A 19,631-nucleotide genomic window follows, 5' to 3' on the forward strand; every position below is an offset into this window, starting at 1 on the left:
GGTTAGGGACTAGAGACTAGCCCCTAACCGATTGTCAGAAAGAATATTTCACAAATCAAATAGGACTGCTATAAATACAAAAGTTTGTATTTGTTTAATTTTGATTCAATCTTTATATATTAACCTCCGAAGAAGTACGTAATGAACATAACTTAATATAGGACTCATATTTGATTTTTGAACAAAACTCAGTAAACCTTTATTCCTTCTTCCCAGTCCCCAGTCCCTTACCTCTACGAGTGATTCAGAAATCAAATCGGATTGCTATATATGTTTTATTCAATTTGGTACAAAAAAATTAGGTGGGTTTAAGACCGCCACCTACTTGCATCTTATGAATTTCGACTTATTATTTATCACCTCAGTAATTTTATGTTTACTGAGGTGGAATTTACTGATTGTAAATATTTTTTTATGGCTATTGTTAAGCAATAGGCTTATGCTGAGGGATGAAATTATAAAGGTAATCAGATTAGTTTATGATTAATCATCAAGAAAAATTATTAATTCTCCCTACTTATAAACTCCTGCATTAGCTTGACTCTTGTCGATGGATACACTCGGCGCAGGTAAATATTTACGTATTATACTCATTACCTTGTCAGGTACTACAGGTTTAGTGATAAAATCTGTAGAACCGACTACCTTAGCACGAACTCTATCTAAAAGACCATCACTACCTGTTAATATAATTACTGGTGTATTGGCGAAGGCAGATATTCGGCGCAACTGAGTACAAATTTCATAACCACTGGCGACTGGCATAATCAAATCCAAGAAAATTAGGTCTGGTTTATTCTGAATGAGGATTGGGAGAGCTTGTACAGCATCTTGAATTTTGATAAACCTTAGTCCATTGGAAGTGATAATATCCTCTAGCATTTTACAGACCTGAGGGCTATCATCTACGCAGGCTATTAGTGGAGCAATTGATTTCTTTGGTTGTGCGGTGATAGGGTTATTGTTGCCCTCCATGACTACTAAGGGCATGTCAGGTATTTCCACTAATTCGATGATTCCTTTAAGAATATAGGGAAGCAATGAACGGGTGAGTGGCAGTACACTTTGCTTCATTTTCACGGCTAAATCTCGCAGAGTTAATTTACCGTTGATTAAATTTACAAAGTTTTTGTAGACAGATGGACTTACCATCTGCTGAAGTTGTTCTGGTCGGCGTAGAACTGGTGCTAAGTCAGGAGAAAAATTTGCTAAACCTGCTGCTGACCAAACTTTCCACGAGTCTTGCATGTGTTTTACAGACATTTCTGCACTCGTGAAGCTTATTGGTGCTTCTAAAATAACTTCTTGGCTGCGACTGCAATTTATAGAAGCAAAATTTCCTTGCATAGCTAGGTCAAATAATAATTCTGCTATAGTGTTTTCGGCAATAGACTGAATCTGTTCTCTCTGAATTTTTTGTTTTTTATGAAAGATTTCTAGAATGCGATAATCCCAGTAATCTATTGCTACGTCTTGCAAACGTAACTGCAATTTATCAACATCAATCTGGGGGCAATTTTGAGCCATCTGTCTACGCCAACGGCGGAAGGGATGAGTTCCACCTGTTGCCCAAACTATCCGCCCCAGTCGATAATAAAAAATCCATTGGCTGCCTTTAGAACTTTTAATATTTAATTTGCCATTGTATTGCAGTTGAGTACAAGTTTTAAATTCATTAACTAGGTTATTTGAAAGAATAAGTTCCGAGTGGGTCATACTTTGTTCCTTGTATTAAAAAGCCAGCTATTGAAAAACCCACACTAGTACCGCAAGTCAAAAGTCAAAAGGCTTTAATTTTTTGTGCTTTCTGGCTGTTGGGAATGGTAGGTTTATTTCCACCGACCTATACTAGCTGTATAGTGGTCAGCAAATAGGTCAATAAGTGCGAATACATTAGTCTAAACCAAGTTTATTAAAATCAAGGAATATAGGATAATAGCAAAAATATTACTAGTAAAAAAGTCATATAGCCCAGAATTGATTATCGGCAAATTTTATGACTCAAATAGGTTGCTATAGCCCACATCATTAAGAAAAATGCATTCAATATTTATATATTTAATTTTAATAATTTCCATACAGAATTATATCCGTATAATTTCTGAATTTTTGTTTAAAAAAATTGTCAGTCTCTTTCTATATTTCATTTATTTATATTGGCAATGTATCTTATAAAGTATTTATTCTTATTTACATTCATTAATATTTATTACTTGTAGAGAGACGCGAAATTGAACTGGGCAACTCTTCTCTGCGAGAGGCTGCGCCAAGGAGAGGCTACGCCAACGCTAATGCGTCTTTCTACATACTTGAAATTACCACTAATAATCTTTAAGTGTATCAAGTATTTATTTAGGAGAACTTATTTAAGGTTTGTTGTGGTTTTGATAGCTGATAACAGCTGCCCTAAGATTACTTTGGTGTTCTGAAAGAAGCTGATCGCCTTCGTCTTTTTCTAAACCAGTCCAGTGCATTAATAGCGCTAGCTTAACCCATTTACCACTGCGTTCTAATAAAAAACCAGCTGCTTCCCGACTTAAACCTGTGAGGTCTTGCAAAATTCGCAAAGCGCGATCGCGTAACTTTTGATTTGTTACCGCTACATCTACCATGCGATTACCGTAAACTTTGCCTAGTTTGACCATCACCCCAGTGGAAAGGATATTTAAAGCTAACTTCGTGACTGTACCAGCTTTCAGGCGAGTTGAGCCAGCAATTATTTCTGGCCCTGTTAATAGGCGAATGTCAATATCGGCATCAAAGCTAACTTGTTCTGCGGGAACACAAGCAATAAAAATAGTCTTGGCTCCTCGCACACGAGCAGCATGAAGCGCACCGTGGACATAAGGCGTTGTCCCACCTGCGGTAATGCCAACTACGACATCTAGCTGGGTAATCTGTCGCCCTGCGATCGCAGCCTCTCCATCTTCGATGCTGTCTTCTAAATCCTCCGAACTGCGTACCAGTGCGCCAGCACCACCAGCAATAATCCCCTGTACCAACTCTGGTGGCGTACAAAAAGTAGGTGGACACTCAGCAGCATCTAACACTCCTAACCTGCCACTTGTGCCCGCACCAATATAAAATAGGCGTCCTCCGTGGCGCAAACGCTCTGCGGCGCTATCAATTGCTTGTGCTAACTGAATTTTCGCCGCCGCAACTGCCTCGATTGCCTTTTGGTCTTCGCTATTAAACAACTCCACCAATTCCAGAGAACTGAGCTGGTCTAAGTTAAGACTGTTAGGATTTACCAGCTCAGTTAAAAGATGCCCACGTTCCTGTAAGTTTGTCATTTGTCCTTTGTCCTTTGTCCGTTGTCACGTTGTCACGTTGTCCGTTGTCATTAGTCACTTAGCGACCAATGACCAATGACCAATGACCAATGACCAATGACTAATGACTAATTACAACAATCCTTCCAATTTGCGACGCATCTTCTCTAGTTCAGAATCAGACAATTCTGGTTCTTCTAGTGGCTGTTGATTGAGAGGGAAGGGATCTTCAACAGTATCCTCCTTCTGGGCATCTTCTTGCCAGTCGGTTTTTTCGACGTTAAGTTCTGGGGGAGTTACAACTAAATTGCTGTTTTCTGGGATGATTTCCCATTCATATCCAGCACTTTCGCAAAATTCCTTGATTTCCTCAGCATCGATTGGCTCTGGGGTAGGTGCGGGAAAGTCCTGAGCTTCTAACATCAGGGCAAAGCGGGTGGCGTCGTCTTCTGACTCGAACATCAGAATTTTATTGCGATCGCCTTCCCGAATGGTATGAATTCCCTCATTTTCCGTTCGAGCATTAAAAATTAACACAAAAACACGCATTGGTGTAATCATCTGTCTTTTTTAAGGTCTATCCATATTAAAGTTCTACGTTGTGCCTCAGCGAAAGTCACAGGAACAATTTTCACTTTATTCAGATCAGATTTACCTGAAAACGCCAATATTATGAAGCATAAGTATTGGATTAAGCAAATACCGTAACTTAACCAATGAGGTCTTGGGTTTGGTTGGCGTATCCTGGAAATGGCATACTGAATCAGCGTGTCAGTTAATGCTTGTGTGTGCCAGCGACATCTGGCAATTAATACTGTGAAAGCAAATGACTAAATCTCCCAATCAAGATATTCTCGCCCCGTGCCCTATCCGCAAGCGTCTATGGTTGCTGGTGTTGAGTCGGGGTAGCATTGCTTTGGGCGGACTTTTGCTGTTAGGAGTTATTGTCGGTATTTATCGGTTGTGGACTTTTGTCCAAACAGAGTTAACGCCGTTGGCACAACAAAGTCTTACTACTACACTCAACCGTCCGGTAAAACTGGGAAAAGTCACACAATTTTCGTTAACGGGAGTGCAATTTGGGGCTTCAGCTATCCCAGCGACATCCACAGATCCAGATCGGGCCGTAATTGAAGCTGTAGAGGTAGGTTTTGACCCTTTACAACTAATCTTTAACCGCCACCTAAAGCTAGATGTTACCTTAGTCAACCCAGATATTTACATTGAACAGGATAAAGAAGGGCGCTGGGTTTCCACTAATATAGCGCCGTCGCGTGAAGGCACCGCGATTAAAACCGATTTGGACAACCTGCGGTTTCGCAATGCCAAGCTGGCCTTGATGCCGCAGAAGAGGGCAGGGGGAGCAGGGGAAGAAGCAGGGGAGCAGGGAGCAGGGAGCAGGGGAGAAAAGTTTTCCCCTGTGCCCCCCTTACCCCGCCCCTCTGCCTCATCTCCTTTATCTCCTGTGGGATTTTCTCAAATCAACGGTTCTGCACAACTTTTAGCAAATAACCAGTTGATCAGGTTTGATGTGGGGGGTCAAGCAGACAGTGGTGGTAGTATTTCTATTCAGGGAGAGACGCGTTCTAGGGTGCTAGCAGGGAACTTTCAAGTGCGATCGCAAGACTTCCTGGCTGCGGATATTTATCGGTTAATTAAGTTACCAGTGAGCTTACAGGCGGGTCGAGCCAATGGCGACTTGTTAGTTAGGTTAACACCAGGACAACGGACTTTATTGTATGGCAATGCTACTGTGCAAGGCGTAACAGTTCAAATACCTAAAGTCCCGCAACTGTTGAGCAATAGCCAAGGAAATCTTCGCTTCCAGGGAACGGAGTTGCAGTTAAACAATGTTACTAGTAATTACGGCAAAATTCCCGTAGTGGCTACGGGAATCATCGACACTCAAACGGGCTTTAAGTTGGCAGGGCGGGTAAATGCGGTGAGTTTGGCTAATGCCCAAGAGACTCTCAAGGTAAAACTACCTGTGCCGATCGCTGGACAAGTAAAAGCTGATTTGCAGATAACTGGATCAACTAAAGAGCCAATTCTCTCAGGTACAGTTACCACTATTCAAACTGCTCGGATTGACAAAGTTGATTTTAATAGCATCAGTAGTAAGTTTGAACTTGCTACTAGTTCCTCTTTAATTACCCTAAAAGATATTCAAGGTAAAGCTAAAGTTGGTGGTGACATCACGGGCGCTGGTACAATTCAACTCGGTAAAAATCCGCGACTGGATATAAATTTCGCTGCCAAGAATGTTCCAGGGGATGCGATCGCAAAAGCTTATGAAATAACACCCAACTTTCAAATCGGCAATGTCTCAGGTACTGCCCAACTAACTGGCCCTCCCACAAATGCCCAAACTGCGGTACAATACCAAGCTCCTAACGGGACTTACCCCGGAACAGGTGAAGTAGCAATCGCTCCAAATCGCAATGTCTCTTTCCGCAATGTAGCTCTGAATGTAAGTGGTGGTACAGTCCGGGCAACTGGTAGTTACGCTAATGAGCGTTGGCAAGCTGTGGCTGTTGCCTCTGGGGTAAAATTGGAACCCTTTGTAGACAAAAGTCAACTGCAAAATGTCTCTTTGGGGGAAGCACAGTTTAATGGTCGTCTCATTCTCTCAGGCAGCACAGCACCATTTAAAATTGCCACGATTCGCACTGATGGTGGAGGAGTTCAAATTGGTGGCGGCACAGTTGCAGTTTCTAATATCCAACTACAAGACCAAAGCTTCTCTGCTCAACTCGTAGCTAATAGTGTACGGTTGGGACAAATATTAAAACAGTCTCCCCCAGCTTTAAATAACCCATTGGCGGGTACGTTCCAAATCGCAGGCAACAGAGATAATTTCAGCCTGAAAACCCTCCGTGGCAGTGGTGAAGGTCGCCTTGCTATTGGCGGTGGTACGGTTACAGCCTCTAATATTCAAGTGGCTAATGGTTTATATCAGGCGCAAGTTCAAGCAAATAATGTTCCTGTGCAGCAGTTGGCAACAGTACCAAAGCAGTTCCAGGGAGCTTTAACTGGTCAGTTCAACGTCGCGGGTTCTGTTGATTCTTTTAAGCTGCAAACTATTCAAGCCAACGGTCAAGCGCGGGTAAATGTTGCGCGTGGGATTATTACAGCCTCTAATATTCAGTTGGCTAATGGTGTATATCAGGCGCAAGTTCAAGCAAATAATGTCCCGTTGCAGCAGCTAGCAGCAGTACCACCGCAGTTGAGAGGGACGTTAACTGGTCAAGCAAACGTGGCGGGTTCTGTTGAGTCGTTCCAACCGCAAACTATCCAAGCTAGTGGTCAGGGACGGGTGAATCTTGCAGGTGGAATGATCGCAGCTTCTAATATCCAGTTGGCTAATGGGCGCTATCAAGCTGTAGTTAATGCTTCGGGTGTGGAATTAAATCGGTTAAATGATCAATTGCGGGGTCAGTTTGGCGGTCAGTTGCAATTAGCTGGCAAGTTTGGATCATCCAAATTAGCTGATGTACGTGCTGCTGGACAGGTGCAATTATCCCAAGGTATCCCTGGTCTTGAGCGACCCTTGAGTGCTGCGATCGCTTGGAGTGGTGAAAGGCTGACCATTGAACGAGCAACTGCTCCCGGTTTAAGTGTTACTGGTAACATATTAGCCAATGCAAGAAAGGCAGGTATACCGGAAATTACTGCTCTAAATCTCAACGTCCAAGCCCAGAATTACAACTTAAAACAGTTACCAATCAATCTTCCTAATCAGGTTGCTGTGGCGGGAAGAGTTGATTTTAATGGACAAATAACTGGTAAGCTGCCCTTGCCAAATGTCGTAGGGCAAATTAATTTACGAGACTTGGTTGTTCAAAATATTGCTTTTGAGCCGTTGTTAACTGGAAACATCGATTCAGTGCAGGGACGCGGGTTAAATTTGAACTTGGCAGGAAATAGCGATCGCTTGAGCTTCAATTTAGATGCCAATAATCTCCCGAAATCCTTCTTAGTAAAATGGCAGCAAGCATCAGCTATAGGTAATGCTCAAGGGAATGATTGGACGCTCAAACTTGCAAATTTCCCCTTACAAGTATTGAATTTGACTCCGCCAGCAATTACTCGACTGGGTAGTGGTAAGATAGCTGGCTTGTTAACTGGAGATTTGCTGTTTAATCAGCAGACATTGGCAGCAACGGGGAATTTAGCGATCGCTAATCCGCAAATTGGCCGGCTTAAAGGCGATCGAATAGCTGCTCAATTCCGCTACAGTGATGGTAAAGGCACACTCACCAGTAGCGAATTTGTCAAAGGCAAAAGTAGCTACGCCTTTGTCGGTAGTTTTGCTCAAAGCCCGAAAGGCCCTGAATTACAAGGTAAACTGAACGTAAATCAGGGAGAGATCCAAGATGTTCTAACTGTAGCGCAGATATTTGATTTACAAAACTTGCCAGGTGGTTCAGCAGAAATCTACGGCACAGCAGAGGATCTAACCACTACTCCCCAAGGAGCGCCAAATCAACCTTTATTAACCCAAATCCAACGGTTTTCTGAAATTGAAGCTTTGGTAGCAGGACAGGAAGAACAGCGACTTAATTCCACTCCCATACCAGATTTGGCAGACTTAAAAGGGACTTTCAACGGGGAAGTGGCTGTAAATACAGCTACAGCCAATGGATTATCAGTGGATTTTAATTTGAATGGACAAGACTTTGCCTGGGGTAAAAAGAAAGAACGAAATCGTTATTATACTGCCGAAAAAGTGATTGCCGAAGGCAACTTTGAAAATGGTGTTTTGAGTTTGCGACCTTTACGACTTGAATCTGCAAACAGGTTGATTGCCTTTACGGGTAACGTTGGCGGTGATCAACAATCTGGCCAGTTGCGAGTGAATAATTTTCCGGTACAAGTACTGAATAATTTTGTCAAACTGCCAGTTGGAATCACAGGTAATCTTAACGGTACAGCAGCTTTAGCAGGCAGTATTGCTAATCCCCAAGCTAGAGGGGAATTGCAAATTACAGAAGGATTATTGAATCAGAACAAAATAGAGTCAGCGATCGCAAGTTTCAGCTATGCCAACGGACGCTTAAACTTTGGTAGTACCGTAGCAGTTGCTGGGCCAAAACCTGTTGATATTACTGGTAGCATTCCTTATAAATTGCCTTTTGCAACCGTTGCACCAGACAGCGATCAAATCAGTTTAGACATGAAGTTAGAAAACGAGGGATTGGCGCTGTTAAACGCATTGACTAATCAAGTAGTATTTGAAGAAGGTGAAGGAGAAGTAGACCTCAAGGTACGCGGAACATTGCAAAAACCCGAAGTAAATGGAATTGCTACTATTAATGATGCTACTTTTTCAGCCCAGGCTTTGCCAGGTAAGCTGAGACATGTTACAGGTAGAGTGCTGTTTAATTTTGACACCATTTTAGTAGAAAATCTTCAGGGTAGATTTAGCCGTGGCAAGGTAGAAGCTGCTGGAGAAATACCCATTTTCAACAATGACAACACTATCAACAATCCCCTGACTGTTAATCTCGATCAGCTAGCGTTAAATCTGAAAGGACTTTACCTGGGAGGTGCTAGCGGCAATTTACAGATTACTGGTTCTGCCCTTAACCCAGTAATTGGCGGTAAAGTAAATTTATTTGATGGTCAGGTATTGCTGGCAGAATCTACCGACACCGCTTCATCTGCAAATAGTGGTTTTGGGGTAGCACCCACAAAAGCCAATAAGCAGAGTAAATCTCAAATTGAGAATGGGACGGTAAATGCGGTTGCTAGATTTAATAATTTAGATTTAGAACTCGGTAAAAACGTCCAAATTACCCGTCCCCCTATTCTCAACTTCCGCGCAACTGGTAATCTCATAGTTAACGGCTCAATCAATCAGCCAATACCCGATGGTACTATCCGGTTAGAAAAAGGTGGGGTGAATTTATTTACTACCCAATTTAACCTTGCTCGTGGCTATAAACACACCGCAACTTTTAGTCCCTCTCAACCGCGCGACCCCAAGTTAGATATACAGCTATTTGCCAAGGTATTGGACGTAACTCAAAGTAATGACTTCAGCCGGGTAAATACCACAGGTTTATCAGCCTTAGAGAGTGTTCGAGTCGAAGCCAGTATCAACGGTCTAGCCAGCAAACTGAATGAAAATCTAGAACTAACAAGTAGTCCGTCGCGTAGTCAAACTGAAATTGTGGCTCTTTTAGGAGGTGGGTTTGTAGACACCCAAGGACGAGGTGACAGTACTTTGGGTTTGATTAACATCGCAGGTTCGGCTGTGTTCAACAATTTTCAGTCAACTTTTAACCAGATAGGGAGTAGCTTTGGCTTAAGTGAACTGCGGATATTTCCTACCGTTATTTCTGAGAATCCCGAAGCTGGAAGGAGCAGTTCAACTTTGGAATTAGCAGCAGAAGCTGGGGTCGATATTTCTTCTAAGATTTCCGTTTCCAGCATCAAAATTTTGACAACAAGTGATCCCTTCCAATGGGGTGTTAATTACCGAATAAATGATAAGTTTCGTGTTCGTGCCTCCACTAACTTAACCGATGATAGTCGTGCAGTAGTGGAATATCAAACCCGGTTTTAAAGAAATCTCTTTAATTTTAAATTATCAATTACTTTCTGTTCCCTCTTCTCCTTGTTTATCAATAGCTTGTCTTACCTGTTCAACATTCAATTCTAATGCTTGGGCGATTTGCTCTATACTTAAACCAAACTTAAGCAGACGGGGTATAGTCTCCAGTTTTGTTTCTTCCTTTACTTCTTGGTAAAATTTAGTTTGTCTCCAATCAGTTAATCCAAACATCGCTTCCAACTCCTGTTGAGTTTTGTTTACAAATTTATAGATAAGCATTCTCTCTACTAATTCTAAGAGATTGCTACGGTTAGCTTCATCCGTTTGCTGTACTTGATTTATCAAGTTTTTCGCTTGCTGTACGGCTTTATCTTCTGTTGCAACTACTAACTTAATCACACCTAGCCCAATCGAAGACGATGGGATATCATCTAACTCGTCTAAATAAATTATCCGAATTTGCTGTTAAGCTAACGATGTTTGATAAGTGAATGGTACGCCTGGGTCGAGACTGCGTTGAGCAAAAAGTAATACTGCTTGCCAACGACGTTGAGGTTTATATTGATTTATATACAAAAAAGCTTCTGTTATTATTCGCCAATAAATATCATCATCGCGCTGAAACTGTACCTCAACGAAATAGATTTGGTCTTCTGGAAAGTCAGGTTTGGGTAGGAATAAACCATCGATACGACGTGCTAGTTATTTTATTTCTACCGAGGTAAATTGGTAGTGCAACGCCAGGGATTCAGATTGTTCCAAAAGTTCAAATAAGACACCTGGAATAGTTTTAAATAAAGTGTAAAAAATCGTGTCTGTTTTCATGCACTCTGGATGTTGAAATATTTTGATATATTCATAAGTAAATATTAGATGGTGATATTATCGCCCCCCTCTTGATTGATAACTAATCGCAAAATTGATAATCCTAAAATTATCAGAAATAGCACTAAACCAATTGTGCAAGCATAGCTAATTTCCAAGTTACCAAAACCCTGCTCATATAAATAATAGACAATCGTTTTCGAGCTACTGAGTGGGCCTCCTTGGGTCATAATGTATACTTCTTCAAAAACTTTAGTGGCAGAAATAGCCGAAATCACCGCCACTAGTGCTAAATACGGCTTCATCAAAGGTATGGTAATATCCCAATGTTTGCTGATACCATCTGAACCATCGATCGCAGCAGCTTCGTACACATCAGCAGGAATTGATTGCAACCCTGCTAAATAAATCACCATGTAGTAACCTAGTCCCTTCCACACGGTGACAGCCATGACGCTGGCAAGAGAAATTGGTACAATACCAAAAATTTTTTCTGGGCTAGTTAACCAAGGAATACCTTCTGGAAAAAGACCCAAAGCTTTCAAAAACTGATTCAGTAATCCGTTTTCTGCATACAGCCATTTCCAAGCTATTCCCGCAACTACCATTGAAATTACAACTGGGGTGTAGTATGCGGATCTAAACCAATTCATCCCCCGCAGTTTCTGATTTACCAATATTGCCAGCACTAAGGGAGCAATTACTAAAATTGGGACTACGCCCACAAGATATAAAAAAGTGTTTTCCAAGGTTTTCCAAAAAATTGTATCCTTCCAAAGCTTGAGGAAGTTGGCAAAACCTATCCATTGTGGCGGCTGGGCAATATCTTCATAGCTAGTAAAGCTGAGGTAAAAGGCTTGCAGTGCAGGCCAAAAGACTGTTAACGCCAAAAGAACTAAGGCGGGTAGTAAAAATAAATAAGGGGTCAGTCGCTGCTTGATGAATATCCAATTTTTAGGTGTTAATTGATTCATAGAAGGTTTAATAGTTGTTTTCGGTTTGTCAGCAAGAATTTGGGGATGTGAGTAGATTTAAGCTTCAATATTCTAAAGGGATATATTTGCGTAGCGCTAATTAATAACTCGGAGATAAACTGCCATGGAAACTCAACACAACCCGCCAATTGAACATCAAAATGTCCCCATAAACCACCGTGGACTGCATGAATTTTTGTATAGTTCTGACGACGAACACACCACTACTGAGGTGAGTATAACCCCTGAATTGGCAAACGATGGTACTGAAATCATTAACCTTGAGGCTTGGAGCGCATCTGCTCAGAACGCTAAAATTGCAGGTGTTTACGCAGTATTAGACGCAGAACGCACTACGCAGTACATTGGCTATTCTCGGAATGTGTTGCTTTCCCTAAACGGTCATATCAGCCAAAATGGTCAGCAAAAGTGTGCTTTTGTACGTGTGCAAGCGTTCAAGTTCCCTAAGCGTCAAGAAATGGAAGATTTGCGAGATGCGTGGATAGCAGAACTCGAAAGTACACCACCTGGTAATGCAACTGAAAGCGAAATGTGGGCTGGTACGGTAGGGGAAGCTGCAAAAGCAGTAATGTCAGAGGCGGAACGTCAAGCTTACGAGGAGAAAAAGCTAAAACTGCGGAAAGCAATGGCTGACACAACCCTCTCTAAAGAGTCAGAAACAATAGATGCGAGTATAGCCGAACGTCAGCGTCAACTTGAAGCTGCTGTGACAAATGATGACTGGAGTGTAATTATTGACGCACAGACACAAGAAACCAAGTCTTAGGATGAGTGTTCAGTCCTCTCGTTTTTCCCCACTTGGATACCTCATTTTGTCAAAATATGGGGTATCCAAGTGTTTAGATAAATGTTTTTGCTAGCTTGGCATAGACACTATGCAGCTTTCAATGTTGACCAACCAGTTATGGACGATAACAAAGTTATTGATAAGTTAGTTCGTCGATAAATATTCCTAACTAAGGCATTTCTAAGGGTATATTTGGCGGACTTGTACAGAAGTAATAAAAAAGTGTCAAACTCTGGTCAGAAAAGTAATCGAGTTATAATGACACAGCAGAAATAGCACAAACTTGTAAACCTACAGGTGTGCGAATAATCACGGATTCCACACCAAATACTTGGGCGATCGCATTTGGTGTCAGAACTTCTTCAGGTGTACCAACTTCCCAAATTTGACCCTGTTTTAATAATGCAATGCGGGAACTATACCGCGCTGCTAAATTTAGTTCATGTAAAACTGTGATAATAGTTAATCCTTGCTGCTGATTCAGTTCTTTAAGCAGTTCCAATAGTTGCAATTGATAGTTGATATCTAAAAAAGTTGTAGGTTCATCTAATAGTAAAACTTTTGGTTCTTGCGCTAGTGCTAGAGCTAAAAAAGCCCGTTGCCTTTCACCACCTGAGAGGTGTTCAACTAAGCGATCGCTAAATTTTTCTAATTGCGTTTTTTGAATTGCAGCTTCCACTTTGCCCCAATCTTCGGCGGTTAATTCCCATTGCCACCAAGATTGATGTGGCGTGCGTCCTAAGCTTACTAATTGTCGCACTGTTAAGCCAACGGGAACCGTTTGTTGTTGCGGTAACAATGCAAGTTTCTGTGCAACTATATTTGGAGGTTGAGAATGAATTGCTTTGCCATCAAGTAGTACTGTTCCCTGCTGTGGAGAGAGAATACGACTCAGTAATTTGAGTAAAGTAGATTTACCTGAGCCATTAGCACCAACTAAACTCAACCATTCTCCTGTTTGCAGACTGAGGTTAATGTCTTGAACAATTGGTACTAAGGTGTAACCGCCTGTAAGGTTTTGCAGTTCGAGTGGCATTTCAAATATTCAAAAATTAGAAACTTAATTTTACAGTGAGTTGATTATTTAGAACGCTTTTCACTCTCTCCCCAATCCATTGGGCGACTTTATCAGGAGACACCCCTTCACTAGTTGCCCAGGTAGCAAAGGTGTGACGTGTGTTACAGGGTTTAAGGGAGTAGGGCAACCGTGCGTGCTTACTTATTGCCGCACAATAAGCCAAAGCGAATTAACCCACGCTGATAACCACGACGCATTAATCCCAGTGATAATGCCCCTTGGATGGTAGTCCAACCAGCATTTAGTAAGCCCCAAAAGGCTTGGGGAGTGAATGCGGAATCAATCACCACGTTCCAAAAAGGGGCAACAGCAGTTGACCAATCGGCGGTGCGGATATTATGTAATGGTAGTTGATGTGCGATCGCTTCGTACTCTGGCAGAGAAATTACATAAGGCAAACAATACACCCGATAAATATCCTGCAAATGCTTTTCCTCATCCGCCGTTAGTGACGACTCATCAGTTGGTCGATGACACCAAGTCACCATAATTAACTTTCCACCAGGCTTCAATACTCGGTAGCACTCCTGGAGAAACTTGGTTTTATCTGGCATGTGTTCACCACTTTCTAGCGACCAAACCAAGTCAAAAGAATTATCAGCAAAGGGCATTGCTTGAGCATTTGCGACTTGGAACTGTGTTCTCAGACTTAAATTAGCCTCTAAGGCGCGTTCCGTTGCTCTGGTGGCTTGTACAGGACTCAGTGTAATCCCTGTAGCCTTAGCATTAAACTTTTGTGCGAGGTATAAAGAACTGCCGCCAATGCCACAACCCACATCTAGGATATTGTCAGCTGCTTGTACCCCTGCCCAATTCAGCAGTTCTTCGATTAAATCAATTTGAGCCTGACGGCGGTCTTTTTTCTGGGTACCATCAGCGCCATAATAGCCGTGGTGCATGTGTTCGCCCCAAACCTGTTCCCACAGCCCGGAGGAAGCATCGTAAAATTGCTGAATTTGCTGGTAAAGTGTTGCACTCATGAAAAAAGCAGTGTTAAGACAAAGCCGAATTTAAAAAAACATACAAATAGGCTACCATGTGTGTTTTTAATTAAAATAGGTCTTTTGGTTTGCAGGGATAATAAACTCCCGTTTCTTTTCCCTGGAAAAATTTGCTGATTTTACCTTAATTAGCTGCCTTTGCTCTCATTTGCACACCGGATGTTTCCGGGATGCCTAGCATGATTGAGTTTTTTAATTTGAAATTTTCAATTAATTATGACTGTTGCTCGCACAATTTGTTTGGGTTTTCTAGCTGTCATCGCTGTAGGTACTATTCTGTTGATGATGCCTTTCTCGACTAGCAATGGTACGTGGAATGACCTGATTGTGGCATTATTCACCTCGACATCCGCAGTTTGTGTCACAGGTTTATCAGTAGTTGATCCTGGTACTTATTTTTCCTTTTGGGGTCAGTTATTTATTGCCCTATTAGTTCAGATTGGCGGTTTGGGCTACATGACAACTACTACATTTCTGATTTTGCTCATTGGTCGTAGGTTTGATATGCGGCAAAAAATTGCGATTCAACAAGCTTTAGACCGACCGGGGATGAGTGGTAGCGCCCAAGTAATCCGTTCAATCATTGCTACCACTTTAATTTTTGAAATTACAGGTATATTTTTACTTCTACCAGCTTTCGTTCCTGAGTATGGATGGAGTAAAGGACTTTGGTTAGCAATTTTTCATAGTATCAATTCTTGGAATAATGCTGGTTTTAGTTTATTTAAAGATAACTTAATTGGTTATCAGTCATCATTTTTAGTAGTCTTCACCATTACAATACTAATTATATTTGGGGGGATTGGGTATCAAGTAATTTTAGAAATGTATTTTTGGTTGCGCGATCACATTTTCAAAAAATCTATTAAAAAGCAAAGATTTTCTCTAGACTTTAAAGTTGCAACCAGCACAACTGTTATATTATTAATAATAGGATTTGTTGCCTTTTTCTGTATAGAAATCAGAAACCCGGAAACATTTGGTTCTCTAAATATACGCGACCAAGTATTAGTAGCTTGGTTCCAATCCGTTACTCCTAGAACTGCTGGTTTTAACACCATCGACATTGGCAAAATGACCACTGCTGGTCTATTTATTACGATTGCACTAATGTTTCTTGGTGCAAGTCCAGGTGGTACAGGAGGAGGTCTGAAAACAACAACCTTGAGAGTCTTGACCAGTTGCACTAAAACTATTCTCCAGGGAAAAGAAGAAGTTTTATTATACGATCGCAAGATAGCAACATCTTTAATTTTGAAAGCTGTGGGTGTGTTGGTGGGTTCAGTAGCGACCGTGATTTTAGCTACGATTTTAATAAGCCTCACAGATCCAACATTAGATTTTATTCAAATTTTGTTTGAAGTGGTATCAGCCTTCGCCACTGTAGGGCTTTCTACAGGCATTACAGCAAGTATTTCTACAGCAGCAAAGCTCATCTTAATTGCCACAATGTACGTTGGACGAGTAGGTATTTTACTACTGATGTCCGCTATACTAGGAGACCCACGCCCCACTAGAATTCACTACCCTGAAGAAAATTTACTCGTGGGATAGTTAGGAAGAGGGAGTAAGGATCAGCAAGTGGAGAAGAGAATAATTCTTGAAAACTGATTAATGATTAACAAATAAACTGATAAAATATACATTGAAAGGCAAAAAATAAAATTTTTAATTCAAGCTATATGAGCGTTTTTTGCCCTAAATACAGGGAGCCATAATAAGGATAACAACGGTGAATCTGTCATCATTAAGCTTTTTTCGCAGTTTACGTAAAGATAACCAGCAATTTGCTGTAATTGGGTTAGGTCGCTTTGGTAGATCGGTCTGTTTTACACTGCACAATTTTGGCTATCAAGTGCTAGCAACAGATATTGATGAAAAACGGGTTTCAGAAGCATTAACTGAGGGAATAGTTGATCATGCTTTGCAACTAGACTCTACAGAACCAGCCGCACTCAAAGAAGCTGGAATTTTTGAATTTGATACTGTAATTGTAGCGATTGGCAACTACGTTCAAGAAAGCATCATAACTACCCTAAATGTGAAAGAGGCTGGTGTACCCCACGTAGTTGCCAAAGCTTCTAGTGAAGTTCATAGTAAACTGTTGCGGCGAGTCGGAGCAGATCATGTTATTTTTCCTGAGTATGAAGCGGGTTGTGCCTTAGCACGTACACTTACCAAACCAGCAATCCTAGATCGGTTTGACCTAGACCCAGATAACAGTATTGTAGAGTTGATTGTGCCTGATGAATTTCACGACAAAACAATCACTGAGCTTCAACTTCGTAACCGCTACGGTTTAAATTTGCTAGCAGTGAGCCAGGATGGTAAATTTATAATTAATCCTGACCCCACCAAGCGTTTAGAGCGTGGTTCAGCAATGGTAGTTATTGGCTGCAACAAAGATATCAATCGTTTGCCAATTTAAAAAAGTTAGGGGTTAAGAGTTAGGAGTTAGGAGTTAGGAGTTAGGAATTATAAAGGAAAATAAAAGCGCCAGCCGTCAGAATTGATGCTAAATTCTGACGGCTGGCGGATAAATTCTTCTTTTATTTCTAACTCTGAGTTTTTTATTGTCCGGGACTTGTTAAAGTAGGCTGGAATTCAACTGAGAAAGGCACATTGCCAGGATCGGCTGAAGTTTCTGGTTGATTTGGCGTTTGTCGCTTAAGTTTTTCTACTAAATTACTTATAGTAGCTGTCTGAGAAGGAGTAGCTGTTTGATTAACTTGAGGCTGCTGTTGCCCAATTTTCTGGGCAATTTGCTGCATTAGCTGTTCAATTTTCTCAGCTTGTTCAATGTTTCCTTGCTCACGATACTCGTTATGGGCACGTTTCAATACTCCACCAGCTTTTTTGATCTCGCCCTGATTATATAAAGTGACTCCCAAATTATAGTAGGCTGAGGCATTTTTCGGATTTAGGCGAATAGCTTGCCGATAAACAGAAATAGCCTCAGAAGCTTGACCATGAATTGCTAGCAAATTTGCCATATTGTTGTATGCAGTGGCATTTTTAGGATCTAGCAGCAACGCTTGGCGATAACTGGCGATCGCAGGCTCTATTTGACCTTGTTGTTGCAAGGCGATCGCTAAGTTAAAATAAGCGTTGGCGTTGCTGCTATCTAGATTAATTGCTTTTTGGTATGTTGCGATCGCATCTTCAAGCTGCCCTTGTTCATACAACGCCAAACCTAAATTATACAGCGCTGCTACCCTTGTGGAATCTATCACAAGACTCTGACGATAAGCTATAATAGCTGCCTCTTTTTCTCCTTGTCGGTGCAACACTAACCCTAAGTTGTAATAAGCTTCACTAAAATTGGGATTAGCTTTAATCGCCTCTGCATATTCTTGTAAGGCTACATCCAGGCGATTTTGCTCCATGAATATATTACCCAGATAATTTCGTGCTGCTGCAAGACTCGGATCTTGCTGCACCGCTTGGCGAAAAGCATATTCCGCACCCTGTAAGTCTTGGCGGTTATAGCGCGTGACTCCTTGCTGGAAAAAGCTCGCTGCTTCGAGATTTTGAGAAACTGCGGTTTCCGCTAACAGCTTGCTTTCTGGAAAATTAGTAATTGTCGGTGCAGCTAAGACTAAAAACGCAGAACAGCCACAGAATGTCACCCCGCAAAATAAATGTAACCACTGAGAAAATAGGGATTTTTCTGACATAAATCGCAGACCTATACTTATTTATTCGCTCCTCATAAGTCAGAATACCCACCGCGAAAGAAAAAATTCCAAATTTCCAAATTTTGAGTCGCACCTTTGGTACGCTTAGAGCGCAACTCAGATTTTGAATTGACTCCCTACTCCCACAGCTGAGGGCAAAATTAGCATTGCATCACCAAATGAATAAAAGCGATATCCAAAAGCGATCGCTTCGTTGTATATATTTAATAACCGTTGTCTGCCAATTAGCGCACTTACCAACATCAGCAAACTGGAACGCGGCAGGTGAAAATTAGTAATTAAACCATCCACCACCCGCCATTGGTAGCCGGGATAAATAAATAGGTCTGTTTTGCCGCAAAATGGTTGTAAACTCCCAGATTGAGCCGCCCCTTCTAAGGCCCGTACTGCCGTTGTTCCTACAGCAATAATTCGACCGCCAGCTGCTTTAGTGGCACGGATTTGCTCTACTGTAGCGGCGGGAACTTCAATCCATTCTTCGTGCATCTGGTGGGTAGTTACATCCTCCACTTCCACAGGGCGAAATGTACCTACACCAACGTGTAGCGTTATAAAAGCTTGATTGATATTGCGATCGCGCAACTTTTGTAATAATTCTGGGGTAAAATGTAGCCCTGCCGTCGGAGCTGCGATCGCTCCTGGTTGTTTGGCATAAACTGTCTGATACTGCTCGTCAGCTGCTTGTGAGGTAGTAATGTACGGTGGTAACGGCACTTCACCAAATACCTCTAACAGTTGCACCAAAGATTTTCCCTCTGGCACATCAAATTGCAACAAACGTCCCCCGGTTGCTGCGTCTGTTTCTAGAACCGTAGCCGTGAGTTGCGGACTCTTTACTGGGTAGGAATCTTCCGAAGCCCCAATCCCTAATTGCCTAACATCAAAAATAATCTTCGCTCCTTGTTTGAAGCTTTTTCCTGGCTTAACTAAAGCTAACCAACAGTTATACTGCCGTTCTTCTAAGAGCAACACCTGGATTTTACCACCAGTGGATTTATGACCATAAAGCCGCGCTGGAATGACTCTTGTATTGTTCATGACCAACAAATCACCAGAGCGCAGCAGTGTAGGCAAATCGTGGAAAATGTGGTGCAAGGGTGCTGTTTCGATGCCTGTAGTCAAAGAATTAACCACCAGTAACCGCGAGCTATCTCTAGGAACTGCTGGGCTTTGGGCAATCAGTTCTAGAGGTAGTTCGTAGTCATAGCCAGCTACCGAGCAATCTAATTCAAAATCTTTTTCTTGTGGGCGAGAGGTATCTTTCAAATTGGCTTCTACTAGTTTTTGGTTTATTTAGTATTTATACTCTCTTAAAAAAGCTTATTTGAGCTTTCCCTTCTAAAGGAACTTTAAGGGATTTTTGTTTAGTTTCATTACTTGACTATAAGATGGGTACTATTAGGTAACACGGACAAA

12 protein-coding genes and 1 pseudogene are annotated in these 19,631 nt (G+C 41.7%); 4 read left to right on the top strand and 9 right to left on the bottom strand.

All coding sequences use genetic code 11. The features are described 5' to 3' along the window. Positions 1-513: 513 nt before the first annotated feature. The 3 genes from LC608_RS07620 to LC608_RS07630 all read right to left on the bottom strand — a co-directional run bounded on the left by LC608_RS07620 (position 514) and on the right by LC608_RS07630 (position 3,833). Positions 514-1,716, bottom strand: a complete 1,203-nt coding sequence (locus tag LC608_RS07620) for a response regulator (protein WP_229552965.1) — start codon at positions 1,714-1,716, stop codon at positions 514-516. 650 nt (positions 1,717-2,366) lie between these two features. After that, a complete protein-coding gene (murQ, locus tag LC608_RS07625; RefSeq protein ID WP_229552966.1) occupies positions 2,367-3,293 on the bottom strand; it encodes an N-acetylmuramic acid 6-phosphate etherase in 927 nt (308 codons plus the stop codon). A gap of 111 nt (positions 3,294-3,404) precedes the next feature. Continuing rightward, positions 3,405-3,833, bottom strand: a complete 429-nt coding sequence (locus LC608_RS07630; protein ID WP_229552967.1) for a DUF3110 domain-containing protein — start codon at positions 3,831-3,833, stop codon at positions 3,405-3,407. A gap of 265 nt (positions 3,834-4,098) precedes the next feature. On the opposite strand from LC608_RS07630, the gene LC608_RS07635 reads away from it, so the two are divergent. After that, positions 4,099-9,843: a translocation/assembly module TamB gene (locus LC608_RS07635; protein WP_229552968.1), complete on the top strand. Its 5,745-nt coding sequence runs from the start codon at positions 4,099-4,101 to the stop codon at positions 9,841-9,843. Between the two features lie 24 nt (positions 9,844-9,867). On the opposite strand, the pseudogene LC608_RS07640 reads toward LC608_RS07635, so the two are convergent. Both LC608_RS07640 and LC608_RS07645 read right to left on the bottom strand, forming a co-directional pair. Then, a pseudogene (locus LC608_RS07640) lies at positions 9,868-10,656 on the bottom strand (Rpn family recombination-promoting nuclease/putative transposase). A 44-nt stretch (positions 10,657-10,700) separates the two neighbouring features. Continuing rightward, positions 10,701-11,630, bottom strand: a complete 930-nt coding sequence (locus tag LC608_RS07645) for a carbohydrate ABC transporter permease (RefSeq protein ID WP_229552969.1) — start codon at positions 11,628-11,630, stop codon at positions 10,701-10,703. A gap of 124 nt (positions 11,631-11,754) precedes the next feature. Between LC608_RS07645 and LC608_RS07650 the strand changes: the two genes are divergently transcribed. Next, positions 11,755-12,417, top strand: coding sequence for a GIY-YIG nuclease family protein (locus LC608_RS07650; RefSeq protein WP_229552970.1), 663 nt, complete (start codon positions 11,755-11,757; stop codon positions 12,415-12,417). 274 nt (positions 12,418-12,691) lie between these two features. On the opposite strand, the gene LC608_RS07655 is transcribed toward LC608_RS07650, so the two are convergent. Together LC608_RS07655 and LC608_RS07660 are read right to left on the bottom strand one after the other, a co-directional pair. Next, positions 12,692-13,474, bottom strand: coding sequence for an ABC transporter ATP-binding protein (locus tag LC608_RS07655; protein WP_229552971.1), 783 nt, complete (start codon positions 13,472-13,474; stop codon positions 12,692-12,694). A gap of 179 nt (positions 13,475-13,653) precedes the next feature. After that, positions 13,654-14,496, bottom strand: coding sequence for a methyltransferase domain-containing protein (locus LC608_RS07660; protein ID WP_229552972.1), 843 nt, complete (start codon positions 14,494-14,496; stop codon positions 13,654-13,656). Positions 14,497-14,733: 237 nt separating this feature from the next. Between LC608_RS07660 and LC608_RS07665 the strand changes: the two genes are divergently transcribed. Together LC608_RS07665 and LC608_RS07670 are read left to right on the top strand one after the other, a co-directional pair. Then, positions 14,734-16,071 carry a TrkH family potassium uptake protein gene (locus tag LC608_RS07665; RefSeq protein WP_229552973.1) on the top strand — a complete coding sequence of 446 codons (1,338 nt, stop codon included), beginning with the start codon at positions 14,734-14,736 and terminating at the stop codon, positions 16,069-16,071. 178 nt (positions 16,072-16,249) lie between these two features. Next, complete coding sequence (locus LC608_RS07670) at positions 16,250-16,945, top strand: TrkA family potassium uptake protein (protein ID WP_229552974.1); 696 nt, start codon at positions 16,250-16,252, stop codon at positions 16,943-16,945. A gap of 142 nt (positions 16,946-17,087) precedes the next feature. Here LC608_RS07670 and LC608_RS07675 read toward each other — a convergent pair whose 3' ends face one another. Continuing rightward, positions 17,088-18,194: a tetratricopeptide repeat protein gene (locus tag LC608_RS07675; protein WP_229552975.1), complete on the bottom strand. Its 1,107-nt coding sequence runs from the start codon at positions 18,192-18,194 to the stop codon at positions 17,088-17,090. 117 nt (positions 18,195-18,311) lie between these two features. After that, positions 18,312-19,481, bottom strand: a complete 1,170-nt coding sequence (queA, locus tag LC608_RS07680) for a tRNA preQ1(34) S-adenosylmethionine ribosyltransferase-isomerase QueA (RefSeq protein ID WP_267871012.1) — start codon at positions 19,479-19,481, stop codon at positions 18,312-18,314. Positions 19,482-19,631: the final 150 nt, after the last annotated feature.

This window comes from Nostoc sp. XA010, assembly GCF_020829625.1.
Taxonomy (GTDB): domain Bacteria; phylum Cyanobacteriota; class Cyanobacteriia; order Cyanobacteriales; family Nostocaceae; genus Nostoc.